This window comes from Rhodanobacter sp. FW106-PBR-R2A-1-15, from assembly GCF_058789735.1.
On sequence record NZ_JBYTEM010000027.1, the window covers coordinates 50413 to 63865 of the forward strand.

The following is a 13453-nucleotide window of genomic DNA, read 5'->3' on the forward strand; positions in this document are numbered from 1 at the left end:
GTCGACGGCATTTTCAATGGGCGACAAGTGCAGGCGATCAGCTGCGATCGACTGAATCAGTATGCAGCGGAACCGCCTGGATGTGTTCCGTCTTGTTGCCGCCGAAGGCATCGAAGATCTGCCGATGACGGCCATACGACCAGTCGTCGTCGCGTTCGTAATAGCCACTGACCCATGCCTGCAGATTTATCAGCATGGCGTCTTGTGCTTCCGGCGACGCGTACTTGTGCGGCTCCCACGAGCGACGCGTGTTGTTGGCGAGACAGGCATCGCGTCCGGGATTGAGGAATACCAGCTCGCTGCAATGCGGCGCGGCGGCTTCCACCAGCTCTCCGTAGCAACCTTCGATCACCCAGGCAACGTGACTGTCAAGGAATTCATGCAGCGACGCAGCGATGGCCTCGGCTGCACGGAGCACGGCAATCTGCCCCGGCTCCCACACGATGGTGTCGAGATCCAGGTGGGCCAGCGCGTGTCGTTTGGCCAGCAGCATGGCAAGTGTGCTCTTGCCGGAGCCGGAGTTGCCATAGACGAGGATCTTCGTGCGACGAGCAGGTCCTCGTGGAACGCGCCGAACGGTTCGGTCGGATGCGCGAGCTGGATTTCCAGCATCCACAATCCGCTCGATGGCGATGCTTCCAGTTCGCCGAGGTCGCCGCCTTTGTGGATCGCGTGCGGGAAATCGCTGATCCGGTGCCCCTTGATCGCGTGATTGAACTGCCAGCCCATCGCCGCGGCGCGTTCGCCTGCCAACGCGTACAGCGCCTGGCCGCTCAGCCCTTGTATTCGCCACGCGTCAGCCACTTCGCCGAACAGCGCGCGCGCCGCTTCCGCGCAGGCCCGCCGTTGCGGCGCGTGGCCGACCACGAAAGTGTCGCCCACATCGCCCTCGTGGCCGTCGAAGACCAGGCCGAGGTCGATGAAGTAGCTGTCGTTCTCGCCCAGCCGCACGCCGGGCTCGGAGCGCTGCCGGTAGGTTTTCACGGTGTTCGCGCCGATGCGGATGATCGCCGGGTGCCACAGCCGCTCGACACCCAGCTCGCGAAATACGTCGGCGGCTTCGACTTTCGCCTCGTTCTCGCTGATGCCTGGGTGCATGCGCGCGCGGATGCCGTGCAGCGCGGCCCAGCTCTTCTCGCGAGCACGCTGCATCAGGGTTGGGTCGTAGCGCTGGCCGACGGCTTCGCGCAGAAGGGAGGTCATGGCTGGTGAGCCGTCAGGCGAGGTGGAGCAGCACCAGGGCAACCGCCGCGGGCAGGGCCTGGAACAGCAGGATCTTCCGGGCTGCGGTCAGCCCGCCGTAAATGCCGGCGATCAGCACGCAGGCGAGGAAGAACAGCTTGACGCTGAAGCCGGCGCCACCGTTGCCGAGCAGCAGTCCCCACGCCAGGCCGGCGGCGAGGAAGCCGTTGTACAGGCCCTGGTTGGCGGCCAGCGCCTTCGACTGCTCGGCGAATTCCGCCGTGGTGCCGAACGCGCGGCGGCCGGAGGGCCGTGTCCACAGGAACATCTCCAGGATCAGGAACCAGACGTGCAGCAGCGCGAGCAGGCCGATCACGAGGTTGGCGGCGAGGGACATGCGATTTCCAGTGTGGTCGAGGCGTATGCCAGCGTAGCGCAGCCCAGAGGCTGTTCAATACCTGCGCCCGGCCCGCGCCAGAAGCCGGTTGCACTTAGTTCGCCTTGAACGTCACCACCAGCACGTCGCGGTGCGCCGGCTGTTGCGGGTTGAGCGGGGTGACTGGAGTGACGCCGTGGAACACGCGGTGGTCGTCGACCAGCGCCGCGTCGAAGGCGTGGGCGAGGGTGAAGCTGCCCAGCTCGCGGCCGTCCGGCGCATGGATGGTGGTGGTGCCGCGCTCGATGTTCTCGCGGTCGATCAGCAGCACCAGCACGTAGTCGACGCCGTCGCGGTGCACGCCCTCGGGCGTGGGTTCGCCGGCCTCGTCCGCACGGGCCTCGATGCGGAACTGGTGCACCTCGACGTGCCAGTGGCTGACAGCCGGGGCCAGCGCGCCGAAGCAGTCATGACAGAAGGCGAGGATGCGGTGCAGGCTGGCGCCGTCAGCGATCGCCGGCAGCACCGGCTCGAACCAGCGCTGGATGTCGCCCTGCAACGGGTTGTACTTGAGGCTCTGGTAGTGCGGCTGGTGCGCCTCGCGGCGGATGCCGCCATTGGCATCAACGGAGAACGTGGCGTGCCGGCGGCGCCGGTGGCGGCCGCTGGCGGCGAGGTAGGTGTCCGGCGCCAGCTCGTTCCAACTGGCGACGAAGGCGGGCCAGTCGCCCAGCGTCGGTGCGTCCAGCAGGTGGCGCATGATGTCGGCGGTGGCAAAGGCAAAGCCGTCGCGCTGCAGCCGGTCGTGCAGCGCGGACGTGTCGGGGAGGGGAGTCATCCGGATACGTTAGCAGGACGCCGGCAAGGCAGCGCTGGTTTTGTAGGAGCCCGCTTGCGGGCGATGCTCTCCCGAATCCCGAATCCCGAATCCCGGCTTTCAAAGCATCGCCCGCGAGCGGGCTCCTACGGGAAGGCCGTGGCGAGCCAGTCCGGCACTGGGATGTTCTTTTCGCGCAGGAACGCCGGGTTGAACAGCTTGGCCTGGTAGCGCGTACCGGCGTCGGCGAGCACGGTGACGATGGTGTGGCCGGGGCCGAGTTCGCGGGCCAGGCGGATCGCGCCGGCCAGGTTGACGCCGCTGGAGCCGCCGATGCACCAGCCTTCCTCGGCCAGCAGGCGGTGCAGCAGCGGCACCGATTCGTCGTCCGGGATCGACCAGGCCAGGTCGATCGGCGCGCCGTCGAAGTTCGCGGTGACGCGGCTGGAGCCGATGCCCTCGCTGATCGAGTTGCCGCTGGCGACCAGTTCGCCGGTGTTGATGTAGCTGGCCAGCGCCGAGCCGGCCGGGTCGGCCAGCGCGATGCGCACGCGCGGGTTGCGCGCCTTCAGCGCGCGGCCCACGCCGGCCAGGGTGCCGCCGGTGCCGGCGGCGCAGACGAAGCCGTCGACGTGGCCACCGACGTCGTCCCAGATCTCCGGTCCGGTGCTGGTCTCGTGCCAGTCGCGGTTGGCGGTGTTGTCGAACTGGTCGGCGAACCATGCGCTGCCCGGCTCGGCCGCATTCGCCGCCTCGGCGTGGGCGCGCGCCTGGTGCGCGTAGTGGTTCGGGTCCTTGTACGGCACCGCGGGCACCAGCCGCACCTCGGCGCCGGCGATGCGCAGCGCGTCGATCTTCTCGCGGCTCTGCGTGTCGGGCATGAAGATGGTGCTGCGGTAGCCGCGACTGGCGCCGAGCAGGGCCAGCCCGATCCCGGTATTGCCGGCGGTGCCCTCGACGATGCGGCCGCCGGGGTGGATCTGCCCGCGTCGCTCGGCATCCAGCAGCAGGCCGAGCGCGGTGCGGTCCTTGATCGAGCCGCCGGGGTTGAGGAACTCGGCCTTGGCCAAGATCTCGCAGCCGGTCAGGGCGGAGGCGTGGCGCAGGCGCAGCAGCGGGGTGCGGCCGATGGCGGCGGAGAGATCGGGCTGGATGCTCATGGATGAAGGTTTCGTGGAGAAATGTCGATTTTGCTCCTTTCCTGCCGCATCCCAAAGGAAATTCCTTCAGTCTCGGGGGCGGCACGGCAGATGACACAGTTAGATAGGCATATATACGCCTAGACGTTTAGACGTCTATTGACAGGCTGCCTCACAACATTCAATATCGGTCCCACTCATCGAGACCGGCTGAGGGACAGGCCCTTTGAAGCCGGGGCAACCTGCGGAGCGCTTCCGCCACGGTGCCAACTCCTGCGGAGGTGCTGCGGCACCCACCGGAAGATGGGCGTCATCCGGCTCGCGGCGGTCTGCCGCCGAAACCGGGGCTGGCGACCTTTCCGGTACTTCGCAGGGCGATGCCGACCGGAGAAGTTCCATGACGTTCCAGCCCGAAGCCCGCAGCAGCGAAGCCGCCACCGCCTTCCCCTCCGCCCCCGAACCGCGCGCGCGGCTGGCCACCCAGCGCGGCACGCGCCGGCTGCGGCTCAGCCCGAAGTACGGCAGCGGCCCGCGCGAGGTGGACGTGGACTACCTGTGGTGCGGGGCGGCGGGCGCGCCCACCGTGATCGTGCAGGGCGGTATCTCGGCCGACCGTGACGTCACCGCGCTGGATGCCGCCACGGCGCCGGGCTGGTGGCAGGCGCTGGTTGGTCGCGGCGCGGCGATCGACCTGGAGCGCTGGCGCGTCCTGTCCATCGACTGGCTCAGCCCGGACCGGCTCGGCGCCGCTTCGGTCTCCAGCGAGGACCAGGCCGATGCGCTGGCCGCGCTGCTGGGCGAATTGGGCATCGCGCAGGCGCATGCCTTCGTCGGCTCCTCCTACGGCGCGATGGTGGCGCTGGCGTTCGCCGCGCGGCACCCGCGCAGCGTGGACCGCCTGCTGCTGCTGGCTGGCGCGCACCGGCCGCATCCGCTCAGCACCGCGCAGCGCAGCGTGCAGCGCGGCATCGTGCGGCTGGGCCAGGCCAGCGGCCAGGCCGACGAGGCGCTGGCGCTGGCGCGCCAGCTGGCGATCACCACCTACCGCGGCAGCGCCGAGTTCGGCCGGCGCTTCGCCGGCGGGCCGGAGTGGCGCGAGGAGCGCTTCCACTTCCCGGTCGAGGATTACCTGGCACACCAGGGTCGCCGCTTCGTCGAGCGCTTCGATGCGGACCGCTTCCTCGCGCTGTCCGAGTCGATCGACCTGCACGACGTGCAGCCCGAGCGGATTCCCGTCCCGGCCACGCTGATCGGCTTCCCCTCCGACCGGCTGGTGCCGCTGGCCGACCTGTGCGAGCTGCAGCGTCGCCTGCATGGGCCGGCCACGCTGGAGGTGGTCGAATCGCCGTACGGCCACGACGCCTTCCTGAAGGAACCCGAACAGCTCGCGCCGCTGCTGCGCGAAGCGCTCGCGTAGCCGCGCGCGCACTGCCTTCGTAGGGCGGGCAGTGCCCGCCCTACCCAAGAACCCGCATTCACCGACTGACGAAAGACCTGGAGATCGAGATGACCGAGCCCACCCCCTGTACCCGCGCCGTGCGCGCCGGCATCGAGAGCGACACCCAGCACGGCGCCGTGGTGCCCGCGCTGCACCTGTCGACCAACTACAGCTTCGCCGGCTTCGGCCGCAAGCGCGCGTACGACTACTCGCGCAGCGGCAACCCGACCCGCGACCTGCTCGGCGAGGCGCTGGCGGACCTGGAGCAGGGCGCCGGCGCAGTGGTGACCTCCAGCGGCATGTCGGCGGTGGCGCTCGTGCTGGAACTGGTGCCGGCCGGCGCCACCGTGCTGGCGGCGCACGACTGCTACGGCGGCACCTGGCGGCTGCTCGATGCATGGGCGAAGAAGGGCCGCTTCCAGGTCGAGTTCGCCGACCTCACCGACAGCGCGGCGCTGGCTGCCGGCCTGTCGCGCAAGCCGGCGCTGGTGTGGGTGGAGACGCCGTCGAACCCGCTGCTACGCATCACCGACATCCGCCACGTGGCGCAGGCCGCGCATGCCGTCGGCGCGCTGCTGGTGGTGGACAACACCTTCCTGTCGCCGGCGCTGCAGCAGCCGCTGCTGCTCGGCGCCGACGTGGTGGTGCACTCCACCACCAAGTACATCAACGGCCACAGCGACGTGGTCGGCGGCGCGGCGGTGGCGCGCGACGCGGCGCTGGCCGAGCAGCTGAAGTGGTGGGCCAACTGCAACGGCCTCACCGGCGCGCCGTTCGACAGCTACCTGACCCTGCGCGGCCTGCGCACGCTCGGCGTGCGGCTGCGCCAGCACCAGGAAAACGCCGCGCGCATCGCCGAACGGCTGGACGCGCACGCTGCCGTACGCAAGGTGTATTACCCCGGCCTGGCCAGCCACCCCGGCCATGCGCTGGTGGCACGCCAGCAGCAGGGCTTCGGCGCGATGCTGAGCTTCGAGCTGGACGGCGACCTGGCGCAGATCGAGGCGTTCGTCAACGGCTTGCGGTATTTCTCGCTGGCCGAGTCGTTGGGTGGCGTGGAAAGCCTGATCGCGCACCCGGCCACCATGACCCATGCCGCGATGGCGCCGGAAGCGCGCCGCACCGCCGGCATCGCCGACAGCCTGCTGCGGCTGTCGGTGGGCATCGAGGACGGCGACGACCTGCTGCGCGACCTCGACGCGGCGCTGCTCCGCGCCGCGGCGGCAGGGACGTCCAAACGCCGGGTGCTTGCATGAGCGCGGTGCTGGCCGAGCGCGCGACGGGCGCCGCGAACGAGGCGTCCTCCACCATCGCGATCGTGCTGTTCGGCACCGGCGTGGTCGGCGGCGCCTTGCTGAAGCTGCTCAACACCACCGCCGCGGGTTCGCTGCGGCTGGTCGGCGCGGCGAACTCGCGGCGCCAGCAGACCGACCCGACCAGCCTGGCCCGGCGCAACCTGCGCGAGCAGCTGAACCAGCACGGTGTCCCGCGCGACAACGTCAGCCTGCTCGCCGCGCTGGACGCCAGCGACGCGGCGGTGAAGGTGATCATCGACGCCACCGCCAGCGCGACGCTGGCCGCGCGCCACGCCGAGTGGCTGGCGCACGGCTACCACGTGGTCACCGCGAACAAGGCGCTGGCCGGCGGCGAACTGTCCGGCTGGCGCGCGCTGCAGGCGGCGCTGGCGACTGGCGGCCGCTACGGCGACTCGGCCACGGTGGGTGCCGGCCTGCCGGTGCTGTCCACCCTGCGCCGCCTGCGCACCTGCGGCGACAGCCTGCTCACCCTGGAAGGCGTGTTCTCCGGTTCGCTGTCGTGGCTGTTCAACCAGTACGACGGCAGCCGTCCGTTCTCCGAGCTGCTGTGCGAGGCGCGCCAGCTCGGCTATACCGAACCCGATCCGCGCTCGGACCTGTCCGGCGAGGACGTGGCGCGCAAGCTGCTGATCATCGCCCGCAATGCCGGCTTCGCCCTGGGCACCGACGAAGTGCAGGTGGAAGGCTTGGTGCCCGAGTCGCTGCGCGCGCTGGACACCGAAGCGTTCCTGGCAAGGCTTGCTGAACTCGACGTACCGCTGGCGGCGCGCCATGCCGAGGCGAAATCGCGCGGCTGCGTGCTGCGCTTCCTGGCCCGGCTCAACCAGCGCGGACATGCCCGCGTCGGCCTGGCCGAAGTGCCACTCACCCACCCGGCCGCGCGGCTGTACGGCACCGACAACCAGTTCGCGCTCACCACCACCCGTTACCACGCCCAGCCACTGGTGATCCAGGGGCCGGGCGCGGGGCCGGAGGTGACCGCGCAGGCGCTGCTGGGCGATGTGCTGGCGCTGGCTTGATTCAGCCGCCGGCCGGCGGCGTGCGCGGCAGGATACCCACGCGCATGCCGAATGGCGCGAACACCGCGTTGAGCGTGCGCACGGTCGGGTTGCCCTGGTCGTGCTCGAGTTGCTGCAGGGTGTTGAGCGAGATCCGGCACATGCGGGCGAACTGCTCCTGGTGCAGGCCGGTCAGGTCGGTGCGCAGCCGGCGCACGGCCGCACCGATGCTGGTGCGGCCGTCCATCAGCTCCGCTTGCAGCTGGGTCAGCAGGGCCTGGCGGTCGGCGAGGGAGGCGCTCATGCCAGCAGCTCCCAGCGGCGCAGGCGCGCGTCCAGGGCGCCCAGCGCGATGCGTGGGTGCTCGAACACCGCCTGCGGCAGGCCGAGGTCGCGCAGCAGGTCGGGCAGTGCGCGCAGCGTTTCGGCGTCTTCGCGCAGCTCGTCGTACAGGCGCTGCGGGTCGCCCCATGGTTGCAGCGCCGCACAGGCGGCTCTCCAGTCGACCTCGCCGGCAACTTCCACCGGCGTGGGCCACTTGGTGGTGCGCGAGATGCCTTCCTCGTCCATCACCATCGGCGCCAGGTCGTAGATCGGCGCCAGCTCCAGCCGGTCGGCATGGCGCAGCACCGCGGTGTTGCGGCCGTGGTTGTCGCTGTTGCCCAGCACCAGGTTGAGCAGGTCGCGACGCAGGTACTCGCGCAGCAGCGCCGGTACGTCGCCGGCCTGGCCGGCGGCCGCCCAGGCCGAGGCCAGCGCGGCGACCGCCTGCGGGTGGGTCATGTAGCTGCTGGGACGGGTCACGCCGGCCAGTGAATAGACGGATTCCACCGCGGTGCGCCGCACGACACCGTCGGCGATGGTGCGGTCGAAGCGCGGCAGCCACAGGCTGGGGCGGGCGGCTTCCTCCAGCCGCATGGCGTCGCCGCCGACCGTGGCGATGCCCAGCTTCGCCAGGGCGCGGTGGTAGCAGTGCTCTGCGCGCAGGATCGCCTGGTCGCTCGGCCCGCCGTTGCCGCGAGGGAACTTCACGAACCAGTGCCGGCGTGCCCGTGCGTCGTCCAGCGTGGCGTCCGGGTGCAGCAGGCCGCCGGCGTCCTCGGTGAGCAGCAGCTTGGGCGCCTCGCCGCCGGCGCCGGTGGCGCCGCCGATCGCCGCGCCCTGCTCGTAGGCGTATTCCAGGAAGCGCGTGTCGCGGGCCACCACCTCGGCCTTCGGGAAGCCGATCGCCGACCCGGCCAGCGCCTCGAACGCGGACTTGATGCGCAGGTGCCCGACCGGCGCTGGCGTACATTGCGCCAGCAACTGCAGATCGGTGGCGGTGGCGTCGGCCCCCGCCGGCAGGGCCAGGCGCTGCAGCAGGAAGCGCCGCGCCGCGCCGCTCGGCTCGATGTCAAACAGGAACGCCGGCCACTGCGGCTCGGCGCGTATGGTCCAGTCCAGCGGCAGGGTGGCGCTGGCCGCCGCCGCCGTGGTGGCGCCGAGCTGGTCCATGTGCGCCACCACGTAGGTAACCAGATAGCCCAGCGTGCAGGGGCTGGCGTGGCCATCAGCCGGGCGCAGGAACGCCAGCTCCATGGCGTCGTGCCACTGGCCGTCCAGGTAAAGCTGCACGGTGAGGGGTTCCACGCGGACTTCCTATGCCCAATATAATGGGTTCAGTCTACCTCTTGTCGGCCAATAAATCCAATATATTAGATTTTATAGCCAGTATAAGCCGTAAAAACCTGATATAAAGTGTATTAACCAGCGAGTATCAGCCTTCCGTAGCGCCTGCCTCGGCGATCGCCTCGACCTGGATGCGCAGCGTCACCGTCATGTCGAAACCGTAGGCCTTGCCGGCATCCATGCCGAAGGCGTCGCGCTGGAACGTCGCCAGCGCATCGGCGCCGCAGACTTCGCGTTTCAGCATCGGGTGCGGCATGCACTTGAAGCTGTTGATCTTCAGCGCCAGCGGGCGGGTCACGCCGTGCAGGGTCAGCTGGCCCGCCACCTCGGTCGGTGCGCCGTTGACGAAGTTGGTGAGCTTGCCCGTGTAGACGGCCTGCGGATACTTCGCCGTGTCGAACAGATCCGCGCCCTGGGCATGCCGGTTGAGCGCGTCCTGGCCGAAGTCGGCGCTCTTCATGTCCACCACGATCTCGACCGTGCCGTTGCCGGCGGCCTTGTCCAGCGTCGCCGCGCCGCGGCTGTGGTTGAACTTGCCGCGCCACACCGACAGCCCGCCGAGGTGGTCGGCCTCGAAGCTGGGGTAGGTATGGTCCGGGTCCAACTGGTATTTCACTTCGGCGGCGTGGGCGGTGCTCAGCGACAGCAGGGCGAAGGCGTGGGCAAGGGTGCGGGTCATGGGCGACATGGGCGGTTTCCTTTCATGGCGAGAGGAGGCGATTGCACGAACGACGAACCGGGCGCTGCGATTTCGACAAGGCGGAACGAATGCCGGAGTCTCGCCGCGATCCGTATTGCACCGCTGCTCGGTTGCCGCCAATACTCCCGCACGCCCGGAAGTCCGGATGCAAAAGAAGATGACCCGATGAATTCCCGTTCGCCGGCCATGCCGGCATCCTCGCTCCGCGGCTGTGCGGTTTGCCCGGTCGGGCCCCACGCATGAACATATCAGCCAACCGCTGGCTCGCCCCCGGCGACCTCAACGGCTTCCTCGGCCTGCTGGTGGACAACCTGTCCATCATGGGCTTCCTTGCCGCGGCGTTGATCGGCCTGTTCGGCTTTCCCGCGGACATCGTGTTCCTGCGCATGTTTCCCGGCACCGCGCTCGGCGTGCTGCTGGGCAACCTCGCCTATACCGCGATGGCGCGGCGGCTGGCGCGGCGCCGCGGCCGCGACGACGTCACCGCGATGCCGCTGGGGCTGGATGCGCCGACCAGCATCGGCATGGCGCTGCTGGTGCTCGGCCCGGCCTTCCTCGGCTTCAGGCAGGGCGGCATGGACGAACATGCCGCAGCGATCGCCACCTGGCAGCTGGGCATGGCCGCGCTGGTGGTGATGGGCGTGCTGAAGTTCGTGCTGTCGTTCTTCGGCGCGATGGTGCAGCGGCACGTGCCGCGCGCCGGCCTGCTCGGTTCGATCGCCGGCATCGCGCTGGTGCTGATGGGCTTCCTGCCGCTGGTGGAGATCCTCAAGCTGCCGGTGGTGGGGTTCGCCGGGCTCGGCGTGGTGCTGTATGCGTTGGTCGCCCACGCGCGCATGCCGTTCGGCCTGCCCGGCGTGCTGGTGGCGTTCGTGCTCGGCGCGCTGCTGTACTACGGGCTCGGCGCGCCGGGCTGGCTGGGCGCGGGCTACCACGCGCCGGCGGCGTGGCAGTGGCGTTTCGCGCTGCCGTGGCCGACCCTGCAGTGGGTGGACGGGCTGGCGTACATCGTGCCGTACCTGCCGCTGATCCTGCCATTCGGCCTGCTGATGGTGGTCGGCGGGATCAACGTCACCGAGAGTGCGCGCGCCGCTGGCGATGATTATTCCACCCGCGACATCCTGCTGGTCGAGGCGCTGGCCACGCTGGCCGCCGGCTTCTGCGGCGGCGTGGCGCAGACCACGCCGTACATCGGCCAGCCCTCGTACAAGGCGATGGGCGCGCGCAGCGGCTACACCCTGCTCACCGGCATCGCGGTCGGGCTGGGCGGCGTGTTCGGCTATCTGTCGAACCTGGTCGAGCTGCTGCCGCTGCCGGTGCTGGCGCCGATCCTGGTGTTCGTGGCGATCGGCATCACCGTGCAGGCGTTCGAGGCGACGCCGATGCGCTACGCGGCGGCGGTGGTGTTCAGCTTCTTCCCGGCGATCGCGCGGATGCTGACGATCAAGCTCAGCGACCCGACCTACGTCCCGCCGGAGCAATTCGCCCGGCTGTTCAACGACGGCACGCACGGCATCTCCGAGCTGGCGGTGATCACCGTGCTGGGCAACGGCTTCATCATCACCGCAATGGTCTGGGCCAGCTTCGTGGTGGCGCTGATCGACCATCGCCCGCGACGGGCCGCGCTGATCCTGCTGCTGGGCGGGGCGCTGAGCCTGTTCGGGGTGATCCATTCGGTCGAGCCGTCCGGCGGCATCTACCTGCCGTGGTTGCTCGATGCGGCCTCGCGCGGCATCGTGTGGCAGTTTGCCGGGGCCTACGGAGTGCTGGCGGCCGTGCTGGTACTGCTGTCGCTGGGCAGCCGCGGGCGGGCGACCGCTCGCTGAAAATGAAAACGCGCGGCTGGTGGCCGCGCGTTCGTGTTGATCGAAGGGCCGCTCAATACCCGGTGACGCGCTCGGCCGCCCGTTCGTCCGGCGGTACCAGCGGCGCGTCCGGATGGGCGTGCGCCTCCAGCTCGGCCGCTTCCACCGACGGCGTGCGCCAGCCGGATTTCACACCCCACAGGTAGAACACCAGGCCGATCACCGCCACTACCACCAGGTCGGTGCCGTAGGAGAGGTAGCCCTTGCCGCCGAACGTGGTGCTGCCGGCCCAGGAGACGAAGGCCAGCGTGGGCAGGTAGAACACCAGCCACCACGCGCCCTTCATCTGCCGGCCGAAGTCGTGCCAGCCGGACTTGGCCTGGTAGTAGAAATACACCGGCAGCGCGACCACCATCAGCATGATGATCTCGCCGGTCAACGGCCAGCGCGCCCAGTACAGCAGCTCGGTGGACATCACGAAGGCGACGCCGGCCAGCAGCGGCAGGCCGGCGAGGCGCAGCGGACGGTGCAGCCCCGGCGCGGTGCGGCGCAGGGTCATCACGCTGACCGGGCCGGTCAGGTAGGAGATGATCGTGGCCACCGAGATCACCGCCGCCAGCGAACCCCAGCCGCGGAAGAAGAACAGGAACAGGAACGACACCACCAGGTTCACCCACATTGCCGGGCGCGGCACGCCCCACTTCGGATGGATGCGGCCGAGGATCTTCGGCAGCGTGCCGTTGCGTTCCATGCCGTACAGCATGCGCGCGGTGGTCGCGGTGTAGGTCATGCCGGTGCCGCTGGGGCTGATCACTGCGTCGATGAACAGCAGCGTGGCCAGCCACTGCAGGCCGAGGATGATCGCAAGATCCGCGAACGGCGAGCTGAAGTTGATGCCGTGCCAGCCCACGTTGGCCAGCATTTCGCGCGGCACCGCGCCGATGAACGACACCTGCAGCAGCACGTAGATCACTGTGGCGAGGAGGATCGAGCAGACGATCGCGAACGGGATGCTGCGGCCGGGGTTGCGCGCCTCGCCGGCCAGGTTCACCGGGCTCTGGAAGCCGTTGAAGCTGAACACGATGCCGGCGATCGCCACCGCGGTGAGCACCGAGGCGAAATCGGTCTTGTGCAGTTCGCCGTGAATGCCGACGCTGAAGTTCTCCGGGTGGAAGCCGCTGAGCATCAGCAGCACCGCGGTGAGCGCGGGAATCACCAGCTTGAACAGCGTGATCGCGGTGTTCGAGCGCGCGAACAGCTTCACGCTCCAGAAGTTCAGCAGGAAGTACGCGATCACCAGCGCCGCGGCGATCAGCAGGCCGTTGGTGCTCAGCTCGCCGTGGCCGCCGGGCACCTGGTGGTACAGGTCCTTCGCCCACTGCCATTTCCACGACGACATGTACTGCGCCGACGCCTCGGCTTCCACCGAGATCACCGAGACGATCGCGATCCAGTTCGCCCACGCCGCGATGAAACCCACCAGCGAGCCGTGCGAGTAGTGGCCGTAGCGCACCATGCCGCCGGATTCGGGGAACATCGCGCCCAGCTCGGCGTAGGTCAGCGCGATGGCGAGGATCACCGCCGCGCCGATCACCCACGCCCAGATCGCGCCGGGGCCGGCGATCTGCGCCGCGCGCCAGGCGCCGAACAACCAGCCCGAGCCGATGATCGAGCCCAGGCCGGTGAGCATCAGGGCGAACGGGCCGACATCGCGGCGGATCGCGCGTTCTTGGGTCATGAGAGGGTTCCCGTATCGACGCGCAGCGCGCCGGAAAGTGGTCGATGGTTGCAGAATTGACCGTCCCGTGTCACGCCGCAGCAGCCACGTGCTGGTACGACCCCGCTGGCAGGAGCCCGCTCGCGGGCGGTGCTTTTGCTTTTGCGAATCCCGAATCCCGAATCCCGATTCCCGGCTCAAGAGCATCGCCCGCGAGCGGGCTCCTTAGGTCTTGATGTCCGACCTGTCAGGGTCGAGCATTCCCGACTGATCATCGGGGGAACCGGGTGATGCCGA

The 13453-nt window shown here is 69.4% G+C and carries 13 protein-coding genes and 1 riboswitch; of the genes, 4 read left to right on the plus strand and 9 right to left on the minus strand.

What is annotated here, in order from left to right:
• Positions 1–37: 37 nt before the first annotated feature.
• From AC3WTD_RS13780 to AC3WTD_RS13800, 5 genes are all read right to left on the minus strand, one after another.
• A complete protein-coding gene (locus AC3WTD_RS13780; RefSeq protein ID WP_492614118.1) occupies positions 38–442 on the minus strand; it encodes a shikimate kinase in 405 nt (134 codons plus the stop codon).
• Complete coding sequence (locus AC3WTD_RS13785; protein ID WP_492614105.1) at positions 349–1203, minus strand: M24 family metallopeptidase; 855 nt, start codon at positions 1201–1203, stop codon at positions 349–351. The genes AC3WTD_RS13780 and AC3WTD_RS13785 overlap by 94 nt, the downstream gene beginning before the upstream one ends.
• A gap of 13 nt (positions 1204–1216) precedes the next feature.
• Positions 1217–1579, minus strand: a complete 363-nt coding sequence (locus AC3WTD_RS13790) for a DUF1304 domain-containing protein (RefSeq protein WP_492614106.1) — start codon at positions 1577–1579, stop codon at positions 1217–1219.
• Positions 1580–1673: 94 nt separating this feature from the next.
• Positions 1674–2396, minus strand: a complete 723-nt coding sequence (locus AC3WTD_RS13795) for a 2OG-Fe dioxygenase family protein (RefSeq protein ID WP_492614107.1) — start codon at positions 2394–2396, stop codon at positions 1674–1676.
• Between the two features lie 125 nt (positions 2397–2521).
• Positions 2522–3535 (minus strand): cysteine synthase A, encoded by a 1014-nt coding sequence (locus tag AC3WTD_RS13800; protein ID WP_492614108.1) that lies wholly within the window; start codon positions 3533–3535, stop codon positions 2522–2524.
• A gap of 173 nt (positions 3536–3708) precedes the next feature.
• Positions 3709–3824, plus strand: a riboswitch (SAM riboswitch).
• A gap of 87 nt (positions 3825–3911) precedes the next feature.
• Between AC3WTD_RS13800 and metX the strand changes: the two genes are divergently transcribed.
• From metX to AC3WTD_RS13815, 3 genes are all read left to right on the plus strand, one after another.
• The gene (metX, locus tag AC3WTD_RS13805; protein ID WP_492614109.1) at positions 3912–4931 is read left to right on the plus strand and encodes a homoserine O-succinyltransferase MetX; all 1020 of its coding nucleotides are present in this window, start codon (positions 3912–3914) and stop codon (positions 4929–4931) included.
• 89 nt (positions 4932–5020) lie between these two features.
• Positions 5021–6208, plus strand: coding sequence for a cystathionine gamma-synthase (metB, locus tag AC3WTD_RS13810; RefSeq protein WP_492614110.1), 1188 nt, complete (start codon positions 5021–5023; stop codon positions 6206–6208).
• Entirely contained in the window at positions 6205–7287 is a 1083-nt protein-coding gene (locus tag AC3WTD_RS13815) for a homoserine dehydrogenase family protein (protein WP_492614111.1), read from the plus strand. Before metB ends, AC3WTD_RS13815 begins: the two co-directional genes overlap by 4 nt.
• A gap of 1 nt (position 7288) precedes the next feature.
• On the opposite strand, the gene AC3WTD_RS13820 is transcribed toward AC3WTD_RS13815, so the two are convergent.
• From AC3WTD_RS13820 to AC3WTD_RS13830, 3 genes are all read right to left on the minus strand, one after another.
• The gene (locus tag AC3WTD_RS13820) at positions 7289–7570 is read right to left on the minus strand and encodes a helix-turn-helix domain-containing protein (protein ID WP_492614112.1); all 282 of its coding nucleotides are present in this window, start codon (positions 7568–7570) and stop codon (positions 7289–7291) included.
• Positions 7567–8895 (minus strand): type II toxin-antitoxin system HipA family toxin, encoded by a 1329-nt coding sequence (locus tag AC3WTD_RS13825; protein ID WP_492614113.1) that lies wholly within the window; start codon positions 8893–8895, stop codon positions 7567–7569. The genes AC3WTD_RS13820 and AC3WTD_RS13825 overlap by 4 nt, the downstream gene beginning before the upstream one ends.
• 127 nt (positions 8896–9022) lie before the next feature.
• Positions 9023–9622 (minus strand): YceI family protein, encoded by a 600-nt coding sequence (locus AC3WTD_RS13830; RefSeq protein ID WP_492614114.1) that lies wholly within the window; start codon positions 9620–9622, stop codon positions 9023–9025.
• A gap of 251 nt (positions 9623–9873) precedes the next feature.
• On the opposite strand from AC3WTD_RS13830, the gene AC3WTD_RS13835 reads away from it, so the two are divergent.
• The gene (locus AC3WTD_RS13835; protein WP_492614115.1) at positions 9874–11460 is read left to right on the plus strand and encodes a hypothetical protein; all 1587 of its coding nucleotides are present in this window, start codon (positions 9874–9876) and stop codon (positions 11458–11460) included.
• A 52-nt stretch (positions 11461–11512) separates the two neighbouring features.
• On the opposite strand, the gene AC3WTD_RS13840 is transcribed toward AC3WTD_RS13835, so the two are convergent.
• Positions 11513–13177 (minus strand): APC family permease, encoded by a 1665-nt coding sequence (locus AC3WTD_RS13840; RefSeq protein ID WP_492614116.1) that lies wholly within the window; start codon positions 13175–13177, stop codon positions 11513–11515.
• Positions 13178–13453: the final 276 nt, after the last annotated feature.

Coding starts and splice junctions, on each gene's coding strand:
- AC3WTD_RS13785 (WP_492614105.1), bottom strand. CDS start 1,203: ATGACCTCCCTTCTGCGCGAAGCCGTCGGCCAGCGCTACGACCCAACC.
- AC3WTD_RS13790 (WP_492614106.1), bottom strand. CDS start 1,579: ATGTCCCTCGCCGCCAACCTCGTGATCGGCCTGCTCGCGCTGCTGCAC.
- AC3WTD_RS13795 (WP_492614107.1), bottom strand. CDS start 2,396: ATGACTCCCCTCCCCGACACGTCCGCGCTGCACGACCGGCTGCAGCGC.
- AC3WTD_RS13800 (WP_492614108.1), bottom strand. CDS start 3,535: ATGAGCATCCAGCCCGATCTCTCCGCCGCCATCGGCCGCACCCCGCTG.
- metX (WP_492614109.1), top strand. CDS start 3,912: ATGACGTTCCAGCCCGAAGCCCGCAGCAGCGAAGCCGCCACCGCCTTC.
- metB (WP_492614110.1), top strand. CDS start 5,021: ATGACCGAGCCCACCCCCTGTACCCGCGCCGTGCGCGCCGGCATCGAG.
- AC3WTD_RS13815 (WP_492614111.1), top strand. CDS start 6,205: ATGAGCGCGGTGCTGGCCGAGCGCGCGACGGGCGCCGCGAACGAGGCG.
- AC3WTD_RS13820 (WP_492614112.1), bottom strand. CDS start 7,570: ATGAGCGCCTCCCTCGCCGACCGCCAGGCCCTGCTGACCCAGCTGCAA.
- AC3WTD_RS13830 (WP_492614114.1), bottom strand. CDS start 9,622: ATGTCGCCCATGACCCGCACCCTTGCCCACGCCTTCGCCCTGCTGTCG.
- AC3WTD_RS13835 (WP_492614115.1), top strand. CDS start 9,874: ATGAACATATCAGCCAACCGCTGGCTCGCCCCCGGCGACCTCAACGGC.
- AC3WTD_RS13840 (WP_492614116.1), bottom strand. CDS start 13,177: ATGACCCAAGAACGCGCGATCCGCCGCGATGTCGGCCCGTTCGCCCTG.